The sequence below is a fragment of the Pelorhabdus rhamnosifermentans genome (genome assembly GCF_018835585.1).
GTDB classification, from domain to species: Bacteria; Bacillota; Negativicutes; order UMGS1260; family UMGS1260; genus Pelorhabdus; species Pelorhabdus rhamnosifermentans.
This window is the reverse complement of sequence record NZ_JAHGVE010000016.1, coordinates 26252-46634: the sequence shown is the minus strand read 5'-3', so window position 1 is coordinate 46634 and position 20383 is coordinate 26252. Positions and strand designations below refer to the sequence as shown.

The window sequence follows — 20383 nt, the reverse complement described above, 5'->3', positions numbered from 1 at the left end:
TAGGATACGCACGATCGACACGCTGATCGTGCGTATTTTGCATTACAGTGCAAAGAGTAAGGTGTTATTGGAGATGAGTTTTGTCTTGTTTGTTTATTTTAGTTTATATTGCGTTTAGTTAGCGATTTATCTTGTAATGAATAATTTTTGACGATATAATAACTAAAAAGTTATAAATTACCTGGATTCCTAAATGAATGGAAGAGGTGATCATGTATGAAACAAATTCGGATTTTTCATGCGGGAAGTCTGACCTGGCCTTTGCAGCAAATAGCCCGACCTTTTGAAGTGGACAACCCTGGAATGGAAGTGATTTTGGCAGGAAGTGGAGCACGTTTGGCTGCCCGTAAGGTGATGGAAGGACAACCTTGTGATTTGATGGCTTCTGCTGATTATCGCATCATTGAGGATTTGCTAAAACCGGAATATGCAAAATTTAATTTGATATTTGCTAAAACCAAGCTTGTCCTATCTTTTACAAAGCAAAGCCGTTATGGGGAAGAAATCAATGAAGACAATTGGTATGAAATTCTGCTGAGACCCAGCGTGACTTATGGGCATACGGACCCTGAACTTGATCCTGCCGGCTATCGGGCTCGCTTATGCTGGAAATTGGCTGAAACCTATTATAACCAGCCCGGATTGTACCAAAAACTGGTTGGAAATTTGTCGCCTCTCAATATTCTCACTGACAGTCAGATCATTCATGCTCGTATGCAGACAGGCGAACTGGATTATTTCTTTGGTTATGAAGCTACAGCCTGTCGACGAGGCCATTACTACATAAATCTTCCGGCTGCTATTGATTTTTCTACAGTAGATTATGCAGCCAATTATGCTCAGGCCAAATTACAACTTGTCGGAAAACAGCCGGGAACCTTGATGAACATTACCGGGCATGCCATCCAATATAGCATTACGCTGGTAGAACAAGCGCCTCAGCGGGGAGAAGCCATTCAATTTTTGGAATATGTATTAACTCATGGACGTAGATTCATCCAAGAATCCGGACTGGTTCCTTTACCACTGCGGCTTAGTAATGATGCCGACGCTGTTTATTTACCGTCTACGATACGTCAACTTTTATAGGAATAAGTGGATTTATTGATAAGAGTATCCATCGCTATAGAAAGAGAAAGGAATGATTTCATTGAAGAAAAGCTATGTAGGATTCAGTAGTATCATCATCATTCTTGTGATTGTAGGCTTATTTTTTGTTAACAAACATCAGACGACTCCTGCTGCTAGTGCGCTATCAGATACCAGAACCATTGTCGATCAACTTGGGCGGACCGTGACCATTCCGAAAGAACCGAAACGGATTGTTTGTCTGGAGCACCATACGTTGGATATTATCCTCGAACTACAGGCGGGGGACAAACTGGTCGGTGTTATTGATAAATGGCCCAACCTAGTTTCACCTGAATTGGGAGACATTTATCCCAAATTAAAAGAATTGCCGATGCCGGGTGATTTGACGACCGTCAATATAGAAGCTCTTTCCAAGCTTAATCCAGATGTCGTTTTGGTCACTCACTATATGGACAAGAGCGTCATTGACAAAATTGAAAAAATGGGAATTCCTGTTGTAGCTATTTCACTTTATCAAGCAGAATATGAAGAGGCTTCCAAATTGAATCCGCAATTAAAAGATCCTGATAAGGCCTATACGGAAGGGTTCGTAACGGGAGTTACTTTAATTGGGAATATCGTCGGCAAAGAAGCGAAGGCGGCGGAATTGATTGATTATACATTGAAAAATCGTGAACTTGTATCTACCCGTCTTGCGGGTAGGAGTAAAGATGCCAAGCGGGTCACTGCCTACATGGCCAACCCGGATATGTATACGTATGGAACAGGAAAGTATATGGGTGTCATGATGGAACGGGCGGGTACACACAATGTGGCAGAAACAATCAATGGCTACTCGCAAGTCACGCTGGAGCAGGTTATGCAATGGAATCCCGAAATCATTTTTGTCCAGAGTCGCTATGCGAAACTAGCGAATGAAATTCGTACTAGTCCTGCTTGGCAGAACATTGCGGCTGTGAAAAATGGAAAGGTATTGGTTGCACCTGAATATACCAAACCTTGGGGGCATCCATGTCCGGAATCTATGGCACTTGGTGAATTATGGCTGGCCAAAACCTTTTATCCACAGCTGTTTGCTGATATCGATATGAAGCAAAAGGTTAATGAATTTTATACTGAATTTTATGGTGTTCCCTACACTGGCCAGTTGTAACGAATACTTTTAATCGAACGGGGGGGCCACATGAATTTTCTATCTAGCAAGCGTCAATTCAGCATTTCTGTTTTGCTCTGGCTTGTTCCCATTATTCTTTTCTTTATTTCTTTTGTCAGCGGTCGTTATCCCCTTTCTCTAACGACGGTTATTCAAATTCTTTTTTCTTCATTTCTACCCTTGGATCATTCTTGGGCGCCTATGGCGGAGAATGTGGTTTTTCAGGTTCGGCTGCCTCGCATTCTAGCAGCAGTAATTGTTGGTGCGGGATTATCAGCAGCCGGTGCCGCCTTTCAGGGAGTGTTTCGTAATCCGTTGGTTTCACCGTATATACTCGGTGTTGCCGCTGGCGCAGGTTTTGGTGCTTCTATTGCTATTTTGCTATCTGATAGTACTCTTGTTGTACAGCTATCGGCGCTTTTTTTCGGACTCTTTGCTGTGTTCTGTACTTATGCCATTAGCAAGGTGTACAAAACAGCGCCTACCTTGGTGATCATTCTAGGCGGAGTCATAGTGGGCTCTTTCTTTTCTTCGCTTATATCCTTGGTCAAATTTGTGGCCGATCCTTATGAAAAACTTCCGGCAATAGTTTTTTGGCTTATGGGCTCGCTTGCTAACGTGAATGTTGCTATTTTGTCATCAGCGGGAATGGTGATTGTCGTGGCGTTAGGTATTTTGACTGCCTTGAGTTGGCGGATCAATATTTTGTCCATGGGGGAAGTTGAGGCGCAGGCTTTCGGCATTGATACAACACGCGAACGTGGCGTGATTATTTTTCTGTGTACGCTGATTACAGCGGGGGCCACCTGTTTAGTTGGCATTATCGGTTGGGTCGGATTGGTGATTCCTCACATCGGACGTCTTCTCGTGGGGCCAGATAACCGAAAACTGATTCCGGCCTGTATTTCTCTAGGTGCTTGTTATCTATTGTTAGTTGACACGCTGGCTCGATCCGTCACGGAACTGGAAATCCCATTGGGAATTTTGACAGCTATGATTGGAGCCCCTTTTTTTGCCTATTTGATTATGAAAAAGAAGGTGGGCTGGTAATGCATTTAGAGATTGAAAATGCAACTTTTTCCTACGATGGAATAACCGCGATTTTTTCTGGTATTCATTTTGCTGTTGACTCCTATCAGGTTTTTTGTTTGCTGGGCCCGAATGGTACGGGAAAATCTACATTGATTCAATGCCTCAATCGCCTGCTGCCGCTTAGTCAAGGGATTATTCGTATTGATGGTAAAAATATCGATTTGCTGAGTCGACAAGAAATTGCCCGGAAAATAGCGTATGTTCCTCAAACTCATGTACCTGCTTTTCCTTTTTCTGTTTTGCAAGTAGTATTAATGGGGCGGACGCCTCACTTAGATTTTTTATCTGCTCCTGGTAAAAATGATATTTTGATTGCCGAGCAAGCCATGGATTCTCTGGGTATTTTTTATTTACGGGATAAGTGTTACACTGAAATCAGTGGTGGAGAACGGCAACTTGTATTGCTGGCGGCGGCTTTAGCTCAAGATGCAAAAATTTTGATTCTTGACGAACCTACATCACACTTGGATTTTGGTAATCAAATTCGTCTGTTGCACATGATCGACGGTCTTGCTCGCCAAGGCAGGACCGTCATCATGTCCACTCATTTTCCTGATCATGCCTTGCTAACTGCTAGTAATGTGGCTATTATGAAGAATGGACGGATATCTTATGCGGGACCACCAGAAACAGTGATCACAGAGAAGACTATTTATGACACCTATGGCATCGAAGTAGCGATTGGTTCAGTGGAAGGAAACGAAGGCCTCATTACGTGTGTGCCTCGCATTATTTCTTCCCCTGTCGCATAAACAAACGGAATTTCTCACATAGGAGGAATTCCGTTTGTTGTTAAAGCATATTCTCGAAGCACAGAGTTTTTCTTTTATTTCATAATGGATTTTCTGGTCATTGAGCTTATAGATTTGAAGTGGGGACATTTAATGTTTTTAAGAATTCGTCGAAGAGAGGCATCCAGGTTGGAATTGTTGATTTGTTTGGAAAGAAGGTATGTCCATCTTTTCCGAATGGAGGAAGTAAGTAGAATTTCCCTGTGCCACCTCCTTTGATAAAGGCATCATACATTTTAGGAGAGAGATCAGATGGGAAAAAATGATCATTTTCAGTATAGATCCACAGCATGGGAACTTTTGCGTTTTGACCGTAAGAATGATAGGTTTTGACCAGATAGGTTTCATCTGCCGTAGTCCAAATGGATGGGTTGGCCGTAGAAGGATGACGTAATCCGCCTGCAAAATTAACGACTCCAATGAGTCCTGGAATATCCTTTGTTCCAGAAGCTACGGATACCAGTCCGCCGCACGATTGCCCAATGAGAATGACACGGTTTTTATCGATATAGGGTTGACTTTGCATAAACCTTACAATTTCGGTAACATCTTTGGCTCCTTGTAATCCAGCTTGATAAATGGTTGAGGCGGTAGAATATTCTACATCAGAGCCTTCCGAATTCCCATAGCCGCGCCGGACGGCGACAACGACAGCAAATCCTTTTTGTGCCAAAGTTTCTGCCTGCGTTTTATAATAATTTACTAAAGTAGGTATTTTGCGTTCCGCTGGTTTTGTTGATCGACCATGATTGATTACGATTAGTGGATAAACACCTGCACCATTCGGTCTATAAATCATGGCTTCCAAATGATAAACACCATCATCAAATTTAGCTGGTATCTTTACGTATTCTTGCGTAATGCTTGTTGCATAAGTGATGGGTGAGTATACTAAGAGTGTACAAATAAAAACAGCACAAAGAGAAATTAATTGAAAGATTTTCTGTGATTTTACAGTGAGCATAGTAGTCTCCCTTGATAATCTAGAATCTGCAGTACATTACTTTATGAAAATTTATTGTAAATTAATGTAGCTTTTCATTTGTTATATCGCGATTATATTCTTTGAAAATGTAAAAATTTCCTGCTTGTTGAGAAAAAGACTAAATCAATTCCGGTCGAAACTTAGAGATGGAGCAAAAACGGTGAAAAAATATTTATCAATTAGTGAGATGGCTGAAATACATAGTGTTTCAAGACAAACCTTGATTTATTATGACAAAATAGGGTTATTTAAACCTGAACGAGTTGATGAACATGGGTATCGATATTATAGTTCCTCTCAAATTCCATTTTTAAGGGAAATCTGTTTTTTGAAGGCAGCGGGTATTAAACTTGCGGACATCAAAAAGCATATAAAAAATAGAAATCTTACTACAGCTATTTCCCTGTTAGAATATCATAGGGGGTTTATCAATAAGGAAATACGAAAGCTTTTACAAACGCGTGAGTCCATTGAGAGCAGATTAAATACTTATGCAAACATTTATTCTTATAAAGAAGAACTATATCAACCTGTCATAGAAGAATTTTCTGAAAGAAAGATAGTCTTTTTTCCATTTAAACATGAAATATCTAGACAAGAATTGCATTTAACTTCGATGCGAGCATGGAATACGCTTGTTAAACAGGGAATGCTTCCCTCAAAAGGGTTTGGCACAATGATTATGAAGGAGAGTGTGAAAGAAAATAATATCTTTGAGGGTGCGGGAGCATTTGTATTTTTATCTTCAGAAGACCCTGCTATTCAAAATGTTATTACTTTACCAGCGGGAAAGTATATATGTATGTATAAATATGGAATGCCTTATGATAGTCAATTTTTACACAGGTTGTTGGAATGGATAAATGATAATCATTATAAGGTGATCGGGAACATTGTGGATGCTTGTGTGCTAGATACTACTTTTTATAATGAAAATACGGATGTGGATCTTTGTCAATTACAAGTTCCCATAGAAAAAATGAATTGAATTCTAAGCGTAAATATTGACTGTATAGTTAGTATATACTCTAAGATACTTATATCAATCCATTTATTAATCGAATAAGCTGCTTTGCCGCTGAACAACAGCTAAGCATCTCGTAGATGGGAATATAAGGAGGAACTTAGAATGTCAAAAGGAAAAGTAATCGATTTACGTTCGGCTATCGAACTGTTAAAGTCGGTGCCGGGTCAATTAATTGAAACGAACGAACAAGTAGATCCACATGCTGAACTATCTGGAGTTTACCGTCATGTTGGTGCTGGCGGAACCGTTATGCGTCCAACAAGAATTGGACCTGCCATGATCTTTAAAAATGTAAAGGGTCATGAAGATGCTAGAGTTATTATTGGACTTTTAGCTAGTCGCGAAAGAGTAGGACTTATGCTAGACACCAAACCGGGCCGTCTTGGCTTTCTTTTAAATGAAGCGGTCAAAAACCCAATTGCCCCCATAACCGTTTCCAAAGCTAAGGCGAAATGTCAGGAAGTTGTCCATTATGCCGATGAACAAGGGTTTGATATTAGAAAATTAGTTCCTGCACCAACGAATACAGAAGAAGATGCAGGGCCCTATATTACTATGGGGATGTGTTATGCCTCTGATCCGGAAACGGGAGAATCCGATGTTACAATTCATCGTCTCTGTTTACAAAGTAAAGATGAAATATCTATGTACTTTGTTCCAGGCGCTCGACATTTAGGAGTATTTCGTGAAAAGGCAGAGAAAGCTGGAAAGTCCTTACCCATTTCCATTAGTATCGGAGTGGATCCTGCTATGGAAATTGCGGCTTGCTTCGAGCCGCCAACAACGCCTATTGGGTTTAACGAATTAAGCATTGCAGGCGCGATTAGACAGGAAGCTGTTGAACTCATTCCCTGTTTGACCATTCGTGAAAAAGCAATTGCCAATGCGGAATATGTTATAGAAGGTGACTTGCTTCCTGGCGTGCGGGTAAGAGAAGATCAAAATACCCATACAGGCAAAGCCATGCCGGAGTTTCCCGGTTATACCGGTCCAGCTTGTGCTGAATTGCCAGTAATTAAAGTCAAGGCTGTTACCCATCGCATGCATCCTATTATGCAAACCTGTATCGGACCCAGCGAAGAGCATGTTAGTATGGCGGGTATACCCACAGAAGCAAGTATATTGCAAATGGTGGATAAAGCCATGCCAGGTCGATTGCTCAATGTTTATGCCCATTCATCAGGTGGCGGAAAATACATGGCTGTTTTACAGTTTAAAAAGAGTCAGCCAAGTGATGAAGGACGGCAAAGACAGGCGGCTCTATTAGCCTTTTCCGCTTTTTCGGAACTGAAACATGTCATCTTAGTTGATGAAGATGTTGATCCGTTTGATAGTAACGATGTCATGTGGGCGCTTAATACACGTTACCAAGGGGATGTGGACACTGTATTTATTCCTGGTGTCCGGTGCCATCCTTTAGATCCTTCTCAAAATCCTGTTTATAATCCGGCACTAAAGGATAAAGGTATTTCCTGCAAAGTAATTTTTGACTGCACCGTACCCTATCATTTAAAAGATAAATTCCAAAGAGCAAAGTTTAAGGATGTAGATCCAAGTCGATTTGTTCCAGAATTATTTAACAAATAAATTCATGAAGAAAGATTTGGATAGGTTGTTTTTTTGATAAAATTCTACCTTAGAAAGGGTATTGCGACCTTATGGAAAATCACTTAAAGGCCAGCCATAAAAAACGATTAGTCATTGGAATGAGTGGAGCAAGTGGAGCAATATTAGGTATCGATATATTAAAAACGCTCAGAGAAAACCCTGAATGGGAGACTCATTTGGTTATTTCCAGTAGTGCTGAACGAACTATTGCTGAAGAAACAGAATATCCGTTAGATGAAGTATTCCATTTAGCGGATAAAGTCTATGATATAAATAATATCGGTGCGAGCATCGCAAGTGGTACGTTTAAAACAGCAGGCATGATCATCATTCCTTGCAGCATGAAAACTGTTGCTGGCATTGTTTGTGGCTATTCTGATAACCTGCTGCTCAGAGCAGCGGACGTTACAATTAAAGAAAGAAGAAATTTAGTCGTAGTACCCAGAGAAAGCCCGTTAAGTATGATTCACTTAAGAAACTTACTTTCATTGGCGGAAATAGGTGCCATGATTATTCCGCCAATGGTTACTTACTATCATAAGCCGCTGAGTCTGGAGGATATGAACAGACAGATTATTGGCAAGATTCTTGACGGATTTGGAATTGAAGTAGCAGGGTTTAATAGATGGGGAGAAAATGTTTAGCTAAAATAGAAGGTGATAAGGTGCAGGATTTAACGGTAGAAAGTGGCCGGATAAAAATAAATATGAAGGCTATTTCTATCGGCCAAGACTTATGTGTAATCGTTACAGGAGGAAATAGTCCTCATATCGGCTGCGTAACCTTAAGTGTTCCTAGACCAAGCTTGGCAGACGTAAATGTCAGCAGTGCTACCACATCTGTGCTAAATTTGCTCGGACATAAGGATGATGAAGCAGCAAGATATGTATCACACGTACTTTCTTCTAAATTAAATAGAAATGTAGTTGTGACCTGTGGTATTCATGTTGATCATATAACAGCTGAGGAAATAAAGTTGACAATCGAGCTTGTAAAGAGATTGACGGATACGCTAATCCAAAAATATATTTAATTTTATTTGGCAAGAGGAAGGAGAAAGAAAATAATGTGTCTTACATGTTGTATAGTCGAAGGCAATACAATACCTCCGGGAGGTTTGATTTATAAAGATCATGAAGTTGTTATCCATCATTGTATTGATGTCAACGTACCTGGGTATTTAATCCTTTCGCCAATACGGCATGTTACGGCGTATCAAGATTTAACACAGACGGAAATCATGACTATTGCTATAATCTTACAAAAGGTTGTGGGCATCCTTCAGCAAATATCGGAGGTTGAAAAAGTATATATTTTAAATCTGGCAGAAGAGACATCACACTTTCATTTTCATGTTTTTCCTCGATATTCTTGGATGATTGATACATTAAATGCGGAGTTATTTTCAGATGGAAAATTGGATGGTGCTAAACTTTTTAGTTACTATAGGCGAGAAAATAAGGTGGATAATTTGCAAGACCTATCTAGTTTGGACCAGACAATCGCGTTTATAAGAAAGCGATTAAAATAGTAACTAGCAACCTTTTACTTCTTCATAAATGAAGCTAAAGTTTATAGCTTTATTATACCTATCTTGATAGGAATTTTGCTTTTGTCTACACTCTGAGGAATTTCTCATAATGAGGAATTCCTTTTTCGTTATGGATTTTAGATATTAATCGCTATATGGAATGTTCAAAAAAGCTTCGAAAAAGTGAACGTTCAAAATTGTATTACTTGATTTTTTGAACACTAGTGCTACACTAAGGACAAGAAGGTAAGCAAGAGGAGGTCAGCGGATATGCGACTTGGATATATTAGAGTAAGTTCTAAAGACCAGAAAGAAGGTAGATCATTTCTGAAAATGCGGGAGCTTGGTATAGAGGAACAGTTCATATTCGTTGACAAGCAATCTGGTAAGAACTTCGACAGACCACAGTATCAAGCAATGAAGCAAGTACTTGGTGAGAACGACATCGTGTACATAGATGCTCTTGACCGACTCGGCAGAGACTACGATGGAATCATTCGTGAATGGAAGCATATCACAAGAGAACGGAATGCTGATATTGTTATATTAGAGAATGAAGCTTTATTTGATAGTCGTAAATTTAAAGCTCGGGGTGACGTAGGGAGGCTTATGGAAGAGCAGTTCTCCAGCCTGTTGTCTTATGTAGCAGAACGGGAACGTAAAAAAATTCGTCAACGTCAACAAGAAGGCATTGCACTGGCTAAAGCTGAAGGTCGGGCTTATGGTCGTCGTAAAGTTGAGATCGACGACAGTTTTGTATTAGCCTATAAACAATGGCGAGCCGGGGAGATCACAGCAGTTAAAGCGATGGAGTTATCAGGCATGAAGAAGGTAACATTTTATGCGAGAGTCAAAGAGTACGAAAGGTGTGTATTAAATGAGTGAAAAACAAAAAATGCTTAATGGTGAAATATATAATGCCTATGATGAAGAATTAATACTTTTAAGAAATAAAGCGAGACATCTTACGAAATTATATAATCATACAGATCCTGAGGAAACAGAAAAAAGAATAAATATTTTAAAAAAATTATTTGGGAAAATAGGCGAGAATTTTGAATTAGAACCTCCCTTTTATTGTGATTACGGCACGAATATCGAAATTGGAGAGAATTTCTATGCAAATTTCAATTTCTTAGTTTTAGATGATGGACTTGTAAAAATTGGCGATGATGTATTAATTGCTCCGAATGTCAGTATATTTACAGCAACGCATCTCATTGATCCTACGTTAAGACCTAAAAATGCCGATTATACTAAAGCTGTAACTATCGGAAATAATGTTTGGATTGGCGGGGGATCGATTATCAATCCTGGTGTAACGATTGGAGATAACAGCGTAATAGGTTCTGGTAGCGTAGTTACAAAGAATGTTCCAGCTAATGTTGTTGCTGCCGGGAATCCTTGTAAAATCATCAAATATATTGCTCAAAAGAATAAAAGTGTACTTATTTAAGACTTTCGCTGATAAAAACAGGTGAAAGTCTTTTAAATTGGCCTCTGTTGTATGAAAGGAACCATGAATGTTGGAAACTGTAGCTAGCTTAACATTAAAAAGAGATTTGCATTATGCTAAAAGGGGGATAGGGAATTGTTTGATTTCAGGTATAACCTGGGGAATGGATGCTGTATTGCTTGGTTATTTATTAACGAAGTATCCATTTAATGATCCTAATACTGCTATGCAAGCTTCTCTGATAGCAGCCTGCATACATACCGGATTTTCGTCTTTTTTTATTTTACTTTATAATTTTTATACAGGTAAAACGAAAGAATTTGGTAGATGCTTATTTAGTAAAATGGGTGTACTTATTATTATTTCTGCAGTGCTTAGTGGACCTGTAGCCATGTCTGGATATTTGCTTGGAATTAATATGGCAGGCGCTTCTTATACAGCAGTTATCACTTCTTCATATCCTGCTATTGGAACAATTTTAGCTGTAATGTTTCTTAAAGAAAAATTAAATAAAAGAACTTTAATCGGAATTTTGTTATGTGTTGCGGGAGCCATTATTACAGGATATGTGTCACCAACGAATACCGTCCATTCTACGTTTTATTTAGGCGTCGTATTTGCTTTTATAGCTGCCCTGGGCTGGGGTTTAGAAGGTGTTTTTGGTGCTTATGCCATGGACGTCGTTGATCCTGAGATAGCGATTTCAGTTCGACAGACCGTGTCCTTTTTGATGTATATATTTTTTGTTATTCCGTTTATAAACGGATTTGAATTATTAGTTCATTCCTTTACAGCCTCTAATGTGCTGGTTTTAATAGCAGCAGGGATAGTGTGTAGTGTATCGTATATCAGTTGGTACCTTGGCTTAAGTATGACTGGCGTAGGCAGAGCAATGGCTCTTAATATTACTTATCCTATTTGGGTGATTATATTAGACTGGTTGATCAATGGCGTGCATGCTTCACCCAATTTAATTATTGGCTGTTTGGTCATTGTATTTGGAGCTATTTTGGTTTCGGGAAACCCAAAAGGAATGCTAACATTAAGAGAATATAAGGAGTAATCGTATGAAAATGAAATTACCCATGAAGTTTAGAATGCTTCAATTAATTTGCGAAAGAAGTATTCAACTTAAAATAATTAATACAGATGAGATTATCAAGCTCATTAAGTTAGAATATGGTAATGAAAGACAATGTTGTACGAAAACGATAAAAACACATATTCTAGCACTAAAGTCAGTAGGATTAATTGCAGAAATTCATGTTTGTCAAAAGGAAAATCAATTAATATCAGAATATAAATCAACAAGGGCAGGCATTAACAAAATGAAGCTGATACCAAATACTGCTGAAAGCTATAAAGAATGGCTACCTTTCAAAGGGCAAGTGGGTGTTTTAGTCAATCATAATAGCTAAAAGTGAAGTTGAAATTTATTATGTAAAAGTGTGCAAAATCGCAAACACTAAACTAGACAGAAAAGTATACAAAGCATTGACGTTGGGAGAAGTTAATATTGCAGCAGTGATTCGAAGGAAAATAGGTTTTTTTGGCGAATGATGGGGTAGAGTTCTCAGTTCAATAATTCTTGGAGGTGACTTGTATATGGTATTGGAAGTGCGTTTATATGCGACTCTGCGGCGTTATGCGCCTAATAGTTTGAACGGAATCATATCGCTCACGGTACCTGAGCGTATTACTGTGCTTGATTTAGTAAAACAATTGAAAATGGACCCGGCAGAGATTCACTTGATTATGATAAATGGTTTAGGTCGTGAGTTTGATGAGCGATTAACTGATGGTGATCGGGTTGGTCTGTTTCCGCCCGTAGGAGGTGGCTAAATGTCGAACGAAGAATCTTTAAAGCTCTTAGCTAAAGATGAAATGCCAGAACGTTATTTGCGTAATCAAGGTACCGTTGGAATTCAGGGACAGACACGTTTGCTGCAAGCGAGAGTGGCAGTCGTTGGTGCGGGTGGTCTCGGGGGTACAGTCATTGAATTGTTGGCGAGGATGGGAATAGGTTACCTAAAGATTATTGATGGCGATACGTTTGCTCGCCATAACTTCAACCGCCAAATTCTTTCTAACGAGCAAAATCTAGGTGTTAATAAAGCGAGTGTTGCTGCTGAGCGCATCGCTGCGATTAATAGTGATGTCCAAGTAGAAGCCGTTCATGCTATGCTGGATGAAAAAAATGCTGAAGACTTGCTTGGTGGTTTGGATGTCATCGTGGATGCTCTGGATAATTTTCATTCTCGGCTGTTATTGGCGAGTGTCGCCAATCAGTTAGGTATACCACTTGTATATGCGGCTATTGCCGGATTTACAGGTCAAGTCATGACCATCATGCCGGGGGATCGGAGTCTTGGAAATCTATATAAGGTTGTGCCTGAAACAAATCGGGGTGTGGAAGTGGTGTTGGGAAACCCGTCGGCCACTCCAGCTTTAGCGGCTTCGCTTCAAGTACAGGAAGTGGTGAAAATTATTACTGGAATCGGGGAGCCCCTTCGTAATAAAATGTTGTATTTTGATACGGAACTGAACATTTTTGATATTTTGAATATGAAATAATATTATTGAGGAAAACCAGGAAAGATTCCCAGCAATGGAATAATAAAGAATGGCGAAAAAGTACGAAAAAACTGTTAATAACAGTTTTTCTTTGCAGGAGTTTAGCAATTTGAAACGAACGTATTTTAATAAGAGTTCCGATTTACTATTGCCAGCTCGGTAATAGTAAACAGGGTGCGAAAAGGAATTTTCGCACCTGCCATTGCGCAAAGGAAGTCCGTTTATACGGGCTTCCTTTTGTTATAATCCAAATTAAATAATTGAGGAGGGCTATTATGAAAAAGTTTATCCGCGTGAACATGACGGAAAAAGCAGTTGCAATGAATGAGGTTCCAGAGAAGTACGTAAGCATGGGAGGCCGTTGTCTTACGTCTAACTTTGTTAACGATGAAGTGAAGCCGACTTGCCATGCACTAGGAAAAAACAATAAGCTGATATTTGCCCCTGGATTACTTGGCGGCACGACGGCTTCTCAGTCTGGTCGACTCTCTGTAGGCGCCAAGAGCCCCTTGACAGGCACCATTAAGGAAAGTAACACGGGTGGAACTTTTTCTCAAAAGATGGCTAAACTCGGTATCAAAGCTCTTGTTATTGAAGGAATGCCTGCTGAAGACAAGTTCTACGTAATTAAAATTGATATAAATGGCGTAACGATTGATGAGGCTCCTGCTGAAATTATTGGCGGCTGTGGTAACTATCAGGCAATTGAAGTTTTAAGTGAAAAATATGGTGCGAAAGTGGGTATCGCTCTGGCTGGTCCGGCTGGTGAATATCGCTTGCCTACTGCCAACATCTCATTTAAAGATCCCGAAGGGCACATTCGCAGTGCGGGGCGGGGCGGTCTGGGGGCAGTCATGGGTTCCAAAAAGGTAAAAGCTCTCGTTATTGACGATACGGGTGCACCTGGCGTGACGATCGCGAATCCGGCAGAATTTCAAGCAGCGGCAAAAGTATTTGCCAAGGCGCTTCTTACTCATCCTGTTACAGGTAAAGCTTTACCTGCCTATGGTACAGATGTGCTTGTCAACCTCTTGAATGAAGCGGGTGGATTGCCTGCCCGAAATTTTACCGGGGGACGTATTGACTGGAATGACAAATTTTCTGGTGAAACGCTCAATGCCACAATCACTGAGCGAGGGGGCGAGGGCAAAGTATCTCACGGTTGTCATGCAGGGTGTATCATCCGCTGCTCTCAGTGGTATCCTGATAAGAAGGGAAAATATATTACTAGTGGTTTTGAGTATGAAACTGTCTGGGCTTTGGGCGCTGGCGCGGGTATTCAAGACTTGGATGATATTGCTTACATTGACCGTGCTATGGATGATCTCGGTGTAGATGCTATCGATGTTTCTGTTGCTATCGCGACGGCTGTTGAAGGAGGACTGCTTCCTTGGAATGACGGCAAGGCTGCTTTGGATGCTGTCAAGCAAATTGCTGTTCCCACTCCGCTGGGCCGGATAATCGGTGGAGGTACCGCTATTGTTGGCAAAGTGTGTGGCCTTTTTCGGACTCCGGTTGTTAAGGATCAGGCTATTCCCGCGTACGATCCCCGTTCGGTTAAAGGGATTGGTCTGACCTATGCTACGACTCCAATGGGGGCTGATCATACTTCTGGTTACTGCATTGCTACGAATATATTGAAAATTGGCGGCTACGTTGATCCACTTAAGAAGGAAGGTCAAGTGGAGCTGTCGAGAAATTTGCAAATCGCCACGGCGGCTGTGGATAGTACTGGAATGTGCCTTTTCATTGCCCTTGCTATTCTTGATATTCCAGAAGGATTCAACGCGCTCATCGATATGATCAATGCCCGCTACGGTCTATCCTTAACTGGTGATGATGTAACGGCTCTAGGTAAGTCGGTCCTTAAGGTTGAACGTGCATTTAACGCGGCAGCGGGCTTTACGAATGCTCATGACCGTTTGCCCGAATTCTTCGAATATGAACCTTGTCCGCCACATAACGTAGTTTGGGACTTTACCCCCGAAGAAATCGATGAAGTTTTCAATTTTTGATTGCTATGTTTTACTGTATGGAGGCGTGGAGGCTTTTGCTTCCCGCTTTTTTTACTTATCAGTGTAAGATTCTAGAGATTTTGGCGCAAATTAGATTAGCGAAGTTTCCTGCTTATGAAAGCAGGAACTTTCATATTGTTTAGTGAATATCCTCTCAAATCGAAGTCATTTCTTGGAGTGATGATATGATACCAGTAATTTCAGTTGTGGGACGGTCTAATTGTGGCAAGACGACTTATCTTGAAAAGTTGATTGTTGAGATGAAACGGCGAGGTTATAAGGTTGCGGTAATCAAACATGATGTGCATGGATTTGAAATAGACAAACCAGGCAAGGATACTTGGCGGCATGCACAGGCAGGTGCTGATGTTGTCTGTATTTCTTCACCTCAGAAAGTGGCCATGATTAAACGGGTGGAACAAGAATTATCGCTTGACGCCGTTGCAGCTTATATTACGGATGTGGATATTATTTTTACCGAAGGGTACAAACGGGAAAATAAACGGAAAATTGAAGTATTTCGACGGGCTGTTTGCATTGAGCCGCTGTGCGCTAAAGAAGAACTATTGGCACTTGTGTCTGATAAGATTTGTTATAAAGATGTGCCGCATTTTAGTTTAGAGGATTCTGCTTTGATGGCTGATTTTTTAGTGGAACGTGTTATTGGCAAAGTAGGAACGGAGGATGCAATGAAGAGCAAAGAAGCTGCTGTAAATAAGAACGAGGGCTCAAATACAGTGGAATTTTACGAAATGATTAAAAAACGCTTGTTGGATATGGCACAAGATGGAAAGGTGCCTTGTCCGCAGGCATTGGCTTTGGCTGAAAAATTTGGTGTGAAAGGGAGCGTAGTTGGACAAGCTGCTGATGACAAAGGCATAAAGATTACGGGATGTCAGCTGGGGTGTTTTGGTACGTCAAAGGAGGAAAAGCATGGAATTTAGTCATTGCATCTCTCTTTCGGGAGCACTTCAGCTTGTTTTAAGTCATCTACCTGAGACGGTAGTTAGGACGGAAACATTACCTCTGCCTGAGTGTTTAGGCAGAACCGTCGCTGTTGACATTGTATCGAAAGACGATTTACCGCCCTTTAGCCGTTCGACTGTTGACGGTTTTGCTGTAAGAAGCGCCGATACTTTTGGGGCGGCTGAAGGGGTCCCTGTATTATTAAATTTGATCGGCGAAGTCTTGATGGGGCAACAGACCGACTTAAGCGTGCAGTCGGGGCAGGCAGTTGCGATGCCTACAGGTGGGAAGCTGCCTCAAGGGGCCGATGCCGTTGTCATGGTCGAATATACTGAAAATCCCGATAATCATTCTTTGCTTGTGTTAAAAGCTGTAGCGCCTGGTGAAAATGTTATTGTTAAAGGCGAAGATTTTAAGATAAATGGTGTTATTTTGCGGCGCGGTCAAATGATTTCACCACAAGTCATGGGTGCACTTGCGGCTTGCGGTTATAGTTCTGTTTCTGTTAGAAAAAAACCGGAAGTCGCGATTATTTCGACAGGTGATGAAGTTGTCGATGTGAGCGAAGTGATTGTGGACAGTCAGATTCGCGATATTAATTCCTATGTTTTGGCAGCTATGCTTGAGCAGGCAGGCTGCACTGTGCGGCGCTGTGGCATTGTGCCTGACAGCTATGAGGCACTTAAGACAGCAATGACCGAAGCTTTGACTGGAAGTCAGATGGTACTGATATCAGGAGGAAGTTCCGTTGGAACGCGGGATCATACGGTACGCGTGATTCAATCATTTGAACAAGCAAGTGTGTTTTTACATGGTATTGCTGTTAAACCAGGGAAGCCAACTATTTTCGGGATAGTAGGAGGTGTACCTGTATTTGGGTTGCCTGGACATCCTGTATCAGCCATGACCATTTGCCAAGCCTTGGTTAAACCAGCTATTGCCGGGTTATTAGGGCACGAACAGTTGGAGCCAGAACATCGGATTATAGCACGGATTACGCGTAACGTTGCTTCGGCACCGGGGCGAGATGATTTTATTCGAGTGAAGTTGTTACGGCGGGACGATGGCTATTGGGCTGAACCTATTTTTGGCAAGTCCGGATTGATTAGCACTTATCTTGAGGCCGACGGGATTGTCCATATTGGTGACATGAAGAGCGGCTTGTATGGTGAAGATTGGGTAGAGGTGGAATTGGTAAAATAGCGATTGGAGGGAAGTCTGTTGCTTAAGGTGAATGCTTATTTGAATTGTGTTTCCAGGCAGGAAGCGCAGCAGGCCTGGTGGGGAAAGCTGGATTCCTGTGGCTACTTTTGTCATTTGCCGACGGAAGAAGTTCCCGTATCTCAGGCCCTTGGTAGAGTGACTGCCACCAGTGTTTATGCCAGGCAGTCTGTGCCTCATTACAATGGTTCAGCGATGGATGGAATTGCGGTACGGGCCCAGGATACTTTTGGTGCGTCAGAGACGGAGCCTAAGCGGCTGAGCATTAGGCAAAAGGAAGAAGATTTTGCGCCACTTGGCTGTTATATCGTCAATACGGGCGAAGTATTGCCACAGGGAACAGATGCAGTGATTATGATAGAAGACGTTTTGCTAGGTGGTGGTCAGGCGGAAATTATGGCTGCTGCTGCCCCCTGGCAACATGTTCGGATTATTGGCGAAGATATTGTTGCGAACGAGATGGTTTTGTCGGAATATCATGTCATTACACCGCCTGATATAGCGGCGGTACTTGCTGCCGGACTTGATACGGTATCTGTTGTGATGAGACCTCGCGTGGCCGTTATTCCCACTGGATCGGAACTTGTAGCAACGTGGCAAGAATTAAAGCCTGGTGCTATTTTAGATGTCAATTCCCACATGTTAAGTGCTGCAGTAGTTGATTGGGGGGGAGAACCTTACAGGCACGAAATTGTGCGTGATGATGAAATTTGTTTAAAAGAGGCCATCAATCAGTGTCTGGAAACGTGTGATATGGTCATAACCAATGCGGGGACTTCGGCTGGAACGGCTGATTTTACAACGACTGTATTGGCCCAGTTAGGTGAGGTATTGTTGCATGGAGTGGAAATAAAGCCTGGCAAACCCGTGGCGTTGGCTGTTTGCCAGGGTAAACCCGTGATTGCTCTGCCTGGTTATCCTGTCTCGACGATGCTCACAGCCGAACTGTTTGTGCGGGATATTTTGTTAGCGAGGCAAAAACTTTCAGAACAAAAAACACAACAGGTGCAAGCTGTGTTGTCAAGGCAGGTTTTTTCACCCCTTGGAGTGGAAGAATATTTGCGAGTGTCCCTTGGAGAGGTACAAGGACGGATGGTTGCTGCTCCCTTAGGACGGGGTGCAGGGATTATTTCTACATTGACTAAGGCGCAGGGAATTGTAAGCGTGCCGAAATATAGTAGTGGATTTTCCGCGGGAACTAAAGTGGATGTGTCGCTAATTAAGTGTCGGCAGGCTGAAAATACGCTGCTTAGTATTGGTAGCCATGACTTGGCTCTGGAAATTTTGGGCGTGTTTCTAAATCGCCAGTCTTCTGTGAAAATTTCTTGCGCGAATGTGGGCAGTATGGGGGGAGTGATGGCCATACGCAACAATGAAGCCCATATTGCAGGTGTTCATTTGCTTGATGAAAGAACAGGTCAGTATAATCTGCCTTATTTGTCAAAATATTTGTCAGGAAAAAAGGATTGGAAATTGGTACATTTGGCGCAGCGGGAACAGGGCCTGATTGTTGCGCAGGGGAATCCTAAAAATATTATCGGCTTAGCCGATCTTATCCGCGAGGATGTGCGTTTTGTTAATCGCCAGCGGGGTTCAGGAACGCGTATGTTGCTTGATTATCAACTGCCAAAGCTGGGATTGAAAGGTGAGCAAATTATAGGTTACGGGCAGGAAGTTGCAACTCATATGGCCGTGGCCGCTTCGATTGACGGAGGGGTGGCTGATGTGGGAATGGGAATTCGTGCAGCAGCCAGGGCTTTGGAGTTAGGGTTTATTCCGATCGCTCAAGAGCAATATGACATTATATTAAATTTTGCTGAGGGCGATGAACGCGCTGAAGAAATTATTGATATTTTAAAATCAGCAGCATTTCGTCGTGACGTTGAAGCACTAGGTGGCTATGATTTAGCAGAGGCTGGCAAGGTGCTTGTCTCACAGTAATCAGGGGAGTAGAGCACAGCTATATTAGGAAGGGAGTTATTAATGACGTGAATTTTAAACAGATTTCCTCTGGATTTACAGCGTTTGTACTGGGAATTGTTTTTCTTAGTGGTGTGATCACAGCGGGGTGTACCAATCAGTTTGATACTCCCAAGGTGCCGGAAAACAAAGATATCATTTTAGCTACAACGACGAGTACTCAAGATAGTGGATTACTTGATGTGCTTATCCCTGTTTTTGAAAAGCAAACAGGCTATAAAGTGAAGACCATCGCCGTTGGTTCTGGACAGGCCATTGCGATGGGTGAAAAAGGCGAAGCAGATGTACTTTTGGCTCATGCGCCTGATGCTGAGAAAAAAACGCTAGACAGTGGCTTCGTTGTTAATCGCAGGCTAGTGATGCACAATGACTTTATTCTTGTTGGCCCAGCAGGTGATCCGGCTCATATTAAAGGACTTGGTGCGTCCGAGGCGCTGAAAGCCATTGCTGCAAAGCAAGCTGTTTTTATTTCGCGCGGCGATAATTCCGGTACCGATCAGATGGAAAAAAAGTTGTGGAAACAAGTGGATATCAAGCCACAAGGTACGTGGTATCAGGAATCGGGAACAGGTATGGGACAGACACTTAGTATTGCAAATGATAAAAACGGCTATATTCTGACGGATCGGGCAACTTTTTTAGCTCAGAAAAAGAATAGTTCTCTTGAAATTTTGGTTGAAGGTGATGTGAAGCTTCTCAATATTTATCATGTTATGGAAGTGAATCCCGATAAATTTACTAAAGTCAATAAGGTTGGCGCCAAAGCATTCAGTGATTTTTTAATGACACCTGAAACACAAAAATTAATTGCTGCTTATGGCAGGGATAAATTTGGTCAGTCCCTGTTTTTTGCTGACGGGGGAAAATCAGATCGAGATTTCGGTTTGTAAGA

At 41.6% G+C, this 20383-nt stretch carries 21 protein-coding genes and 1 riboswitch; of the genes, 20 read left to right on the top strand and 1 reads right to left on the bottom strand.

Going from position 1 to position 20383, the window contains the following annotated elements:
* Positions 1-216: 216 nt before the first annotated feature.
* The 4 genes from Ga0466249_RS17270 to Ga0466249_RS17255 are packed head-to-tail and all read left to right on the top strand — an operon-like array spanning position 217 to position 4089.
* Positions 217-1089: a substrate-binding domain-containing protein gene (locus Ga0466249_RS17270; RefSeq protein WP_215830728.1), complete on the top strand. Its 873-nt coding sequence runs from the start codon at positions 217-219 to the stop codon at positions 1087-1089.
* A 52-nt stretch (positions 1090-1141) separates the two neighbouring features.
* A complete protein-coding gene (locus Ga0466249_RS17265; protein ID WP_215830727.1) occupies positions 1142-2245 on the top strand; it encodes an ABC transporter substrate-binding protein in 1104 nt (367 codons plus the stop codon).
* A gap of 30 nt (positions 2246-2275) precedes the next feature.
* Positions 2276-3295 carry a FecCD family ABC transporter permease gene (locus Ga0466249_RS17260; RefSeq protein ID WP_215830726.1) on the top strand — a complete coding sequence of 340 codons (1020 nt, stop codon included), beginning with the start codon at positions 2276-2278 and terminating at the stop codon, positions 3293-3295.
* On the top strand, positions 3295-4089 hold the full coding sequence (locus Ga0466249_RS17255) for an ABC transporter ATP-binding protein (protein WP_215830725.1): 795 nt from the start codon (positions 3295-3297) through the stop codon (positions 4087-4089). Before Ga0466249_RS17260 ends, Ga0466249_RS17255 begins: the two co-directional genes overlap by 1 nt.
* Positions 4090-4195: 106 nt before the next feature.
* On the opposite strand, the gene Ga0466249_RS17250 is transcribed toward Ga0466249_RS17255, so the two are convergent.
* Positions 4196-5092 (bottom strand): alpha/beta hydrolase family protein, encoded by an 897-nt coding sequence (locus tag Ga0466249_RS17250; protein WP_215830724.1) that lies wholly within the window; start codon positions 5090-5092, stop codon positions 4196-4198.
* A gap of 181 nt (positions 5093-5273) precedes the next feature.
* Here Ga0466249_RS17250 and Ga0466249_RS17245 point away from each other — a divergent pair, with 181 nt between their 5' ends.
* The 16 genes from Ga0466249_RS17245 (at position 5274) to Ga0466249_RS17165 (ending at position 20381) form a co-directional block, all read left to right on the top strand.
* On the top strand, positions 5274-6101 hold the full coding sequence (locus Ga0466249_RS17245; protein WP_215830723.1) for a MerR family transcriptional regulator: 828 nt from the start codon (positions 5274-5276) through the stop codon (positions 6099-6101).
* 141 nt (positions 6102-6242) lie between these two features.
* On the top strand, positions 6243-7727 hold the full coding sequence (locus Ga0466249_RS17240; RefSeq protein ID WP_215830722.1) for a UbiD family decarboxylase: 1485 nt from the start codon (positions 6243-6245) through the stop codon (positions 7725-7727).
* A gap of 71 nt (positions 7728-7798) precedes the next feature.
* Positions 7799-8392 carry a UbiX family flavin prenyltransferase gene (locus tag Ga0466249_RS17235; RefSeq protein ID WP_215830721.1) on the top strand — a complete coding sequence of 198 codons (594 nt, stop codon included), beginning with the start codon at positions 7799-7801 and terminating at the stop codon, positions 8390-8392.
* A complete protein-coding gene (gene lpdD / locus Ga0466249_RS17230; RefSeq protein ID WP_215830720.1) occupies positions 8374-8781 on the top strand; it encodes a prenylated flavin chaperone LpdD in 408 nt (135 codons plus the stop codon). Before Ga0466249_RS17235 ends, lpdD begins: the two co-directional genes overlap by 19 nt.
* An 84-nt stretch (positions 8782-8865) precedes the next feature.
* A complete protein-coding gene (locus Ga0466249_RS17225) occupies positions 8866-9279 on the top strand; it encodes an HIT family protein (RefSeq protein WP_246588826.1) in 414 nt (137 codons plus the stop codon).
* A gap of 270 nt (positions 9280-9549) precedes the next feature.
* Positions 9550-10164 (top strand): recombinase family protein, encoded by a 615-nt coding sequence (locus Ga0466249_RS17220; RefSeq protein ID WP_215830718.1) that lies wholly within the window; start codon positions 9550-9552, stop codon positions 10162-10164.
* Positions 10157-10735, top strand: coding sequence for a sugar O-acetyltransferase (locus Ga0466249_RS17215; RefSeq protein WP_215830717.1), 579 nt, complete (start codon positions 10157-10159; stop codon positions 10733-10735). The genes Ga0466249_RS17220 and Ga0466249_RS17215 overlap by 8 nt, the downstream gene beginning before the upstream one ends.
* Before the next feature lie 67 nt (positions 10736-10802).
* Complete coding sequence (locus tag Ga0466249_RS17210) at positions 10803-11798, top strand: DMT family transporter (RefSeq protein ID WP_281422665.1); 996 nt, start codon at positions 10803-10805, stop codon at positions 11796-11798.
* A 4-nt stretch (positions 11799-11802) separates the two neighbouring features.
* On the top strand, positions 11803-12153 hold the full coding sequence (locus tag Ga0466249_RS17205) for a hypothetical protein (RefSeq protein WP_215830715.1): 351 nt from the start codon (positions 11803-11805) through the stop codon (positions 12151-12153).
* Between the two features lie 187 nt (positions 12154-12340).
* A complete protein-coding gene (locus tag Ga0466249_RS17200; protein ID WP_215830714.1) occupies positions 12341-12577 on the top strand; it encodes a MoaD/ThiS family protein in 237 nt (78 codons plus the stop codon).
* Positions 12578-13309: a HesA/MoeB/ThiF family protein gene (locus Ga0466249_RS17195; RefSeq protein WP_215830713.1), complete on the top strand. Its 732-nt coding sequence runs from the start codon at positions 12578-12580 to the stop codon at positions 13307-13309.
* A gap of 123 nt (positions 13310-13432) precedes the next feature.
* Positions 13433-13540, top strand: a riboswitch (molybdenum cofactor riboswitch).
* A gap of 44 nt (positions 13541-13584) precedes the next feature.
* Positions 13585-15324, top strand: coding sequence for an aldehyde ferredoxin oxidoreductase C-terminal domain-containing protein (locus Ga0466249_RS17190; protein ID WP_215830712.1), 1740 nt, complete (start codon positions 13585-13587; stop codon positions 15322-15324).
* A 185-nt stretch (positions 15325-15509) separates the two neighbouring features.
* Entirely contained in the window at positions 15510-16268 is a 759-nt protein-coding gene (gene mobB / locus Ga0466249_RS26700; RefSeq protein WP_246588824.1) for a molybdopterin-guanine dinucleotide biosynthesis protein B, read from the top strand.
* Entirely contained in the window at positions 16258-17493 is a 1236-nt protein-coding gene (locus Ga0466249_RS17175) for a molybdopterin molybdotransferase MoeA (RefSeq protein WP_215830711.1), read from the top strand. The genes mobB and Ga0466249_RS17175 overlap by 11 nt, the downstream gene beginning before the upstream one ends.
* A 27-nt stretch (positions 17494-17520) precedes the next feature.
* Positions 17521-19452, top strand: coding sequence for a molybdopterin biosynthesis protein (locus Ga0466249_RS17170; RefSeq protein ID WP_312889793.1), 1932 nt, complete (start codon positions 17521-17523; stop codon positions 19450-19452).
* Between the two features lie 47 nt (positions 19453-19499).
* Positions 19500-20381 carry an ABC transporter substrate-binding protein gene (locus Ga0466249_RS17165; RefSeq protein WP_312889792.1) on the top strand — a complete coding sequence of 294 codons (882 nt, stop codon included), beginning with the start codon at positions 19500-19502 and terminating at the stop codon, positions 20379-20381.
* The last annotated feature ends 2 nt before the right edge of the window (positions 20382-20383 follow it).

Excerpts from the sequence above, each read along its gene's own strand:
- Ga0466249_RS17220 (WP_215830718.1), top strand. The coding sequence starts at position 9,550 with ATGCGACTTGGATATATTAGAGTAAGTTCTAAAGACCAGAAAGAAGGT.
- Ga0466249_RS17240 (WP_215830722.1), top strand. The coding sequence starts at position 6,243 with ATGTCAAAAGGAAAAGTAATCGATTTACGTTCGGCTATCGAACTGTTA.
- lpdD (WP_215830720.1), top strand. The coding sequence starts at position 8,374 with ATGGGGAGAAAATGTTTAGCTAAAATAGAAGGTGATAAGGTGCAGGAT.
- Ga0466249_RS17265 (WP_215830727.1), top strand. The coding sequence starts at position 1,142 with ATGATTTCATTGAAGAAAAGCTATGTAGGATTCAGTAGTATCATCATC.
- Ga0466249_RS17215 (WP_215830717.1), top strand. The coding sequence starts at position 10,157 with ATGAGTGAAAAACAAAAAATGCTTAATGGTGAAATATATAATGCCTAT.
- Ga0466249_RS17205 (WP_215830715.1), top strand. The coding sequence starts at position 11,803 with ATGAAAATGAAATTACCCATGAAGTTTAGAATGCTTCAATTAATTTGC.
- Ga0466249_RS17210 (WP_281422665.1), top strand. The coding sequence starts at position 10,803 with ATGTTGGAAACTGTAGCTAGCTTAACATTAAAAAGAGATTTGCATTAT.
- Ga0466249_RS17200 (WP_215830714.1), top strand. The coding sequence starts at position 12,341 with ATGGTATTGGAAGTGCGTTTATATGCGACTCTGCGGCGTTATGCGCCT.
- Ga0466249_RS17190 (WP_215830712.1), top strand. The coding sequence starts at position 13,585 with ATGAAAAAGTTTATCCGCGTGAACATGACGGAAAAAGCAGTTGCAATG.
- Ga0466249_RS17235 (WP_215830721.1), top strand. The coding sequence starts at position 7,799 with ATGGAAAATCACTTAAAGGCCAGCCATAAAAAACGATTAGTCATTGGA.
- Ga0466249_RS17175 (WP_215830711.1), top strand. The coding sequence starts at position 16,258 with ATGGAATTTAGTCATTGCATCTCTCTTTCGGGAGCACTTCAGCTTGTT.
- Ga0466249_RS17260 (WP_215830726.1), top strand. The coding sequence starts at position 2,276 with ATGAATTTTCTATCTAGCAAGCGTCAATTCAGCATTTCTGTTTTGCTC.
- Ga0466249_RS17195 (WP_215830713.1), top strand. The coding sequence starts at position 12,578 with ATGTCGAACGAAGAATCTTTAAAGCTCTTAGCTAAAGATGAAATGCCA.
- Ga0466249_RS17255 (WP_215830725.1), top strand. The coding sequence starts at position 3,295 with ATGCATTTAGAGATTGAAAATGCAACTTTTTCCTACGATGGAATAACC.
- Ga0466249_RS17270 (WP_215830728.1), top strand. The coding sequence starts at position 217 with ATGAAACAAATTCGGATTTTTCATGCGGGAAGTCTGACCTGGCCTTTG.
- Ga0466249_RS17250 (WP_215830724.1), bottom strand. The coding sequence starts at position 5,092 with ATGCTCACTGTAAAATCACAGAAAATCTTTCAATTAATTTCTCTTTGT.
- mobB (WP_246588824.1), top strand. The coding sequence starts at position 15,510 with ATGATACCAGTAATTTCAGTTGTGGGACGGTCTAATTGTGGCAAGACG.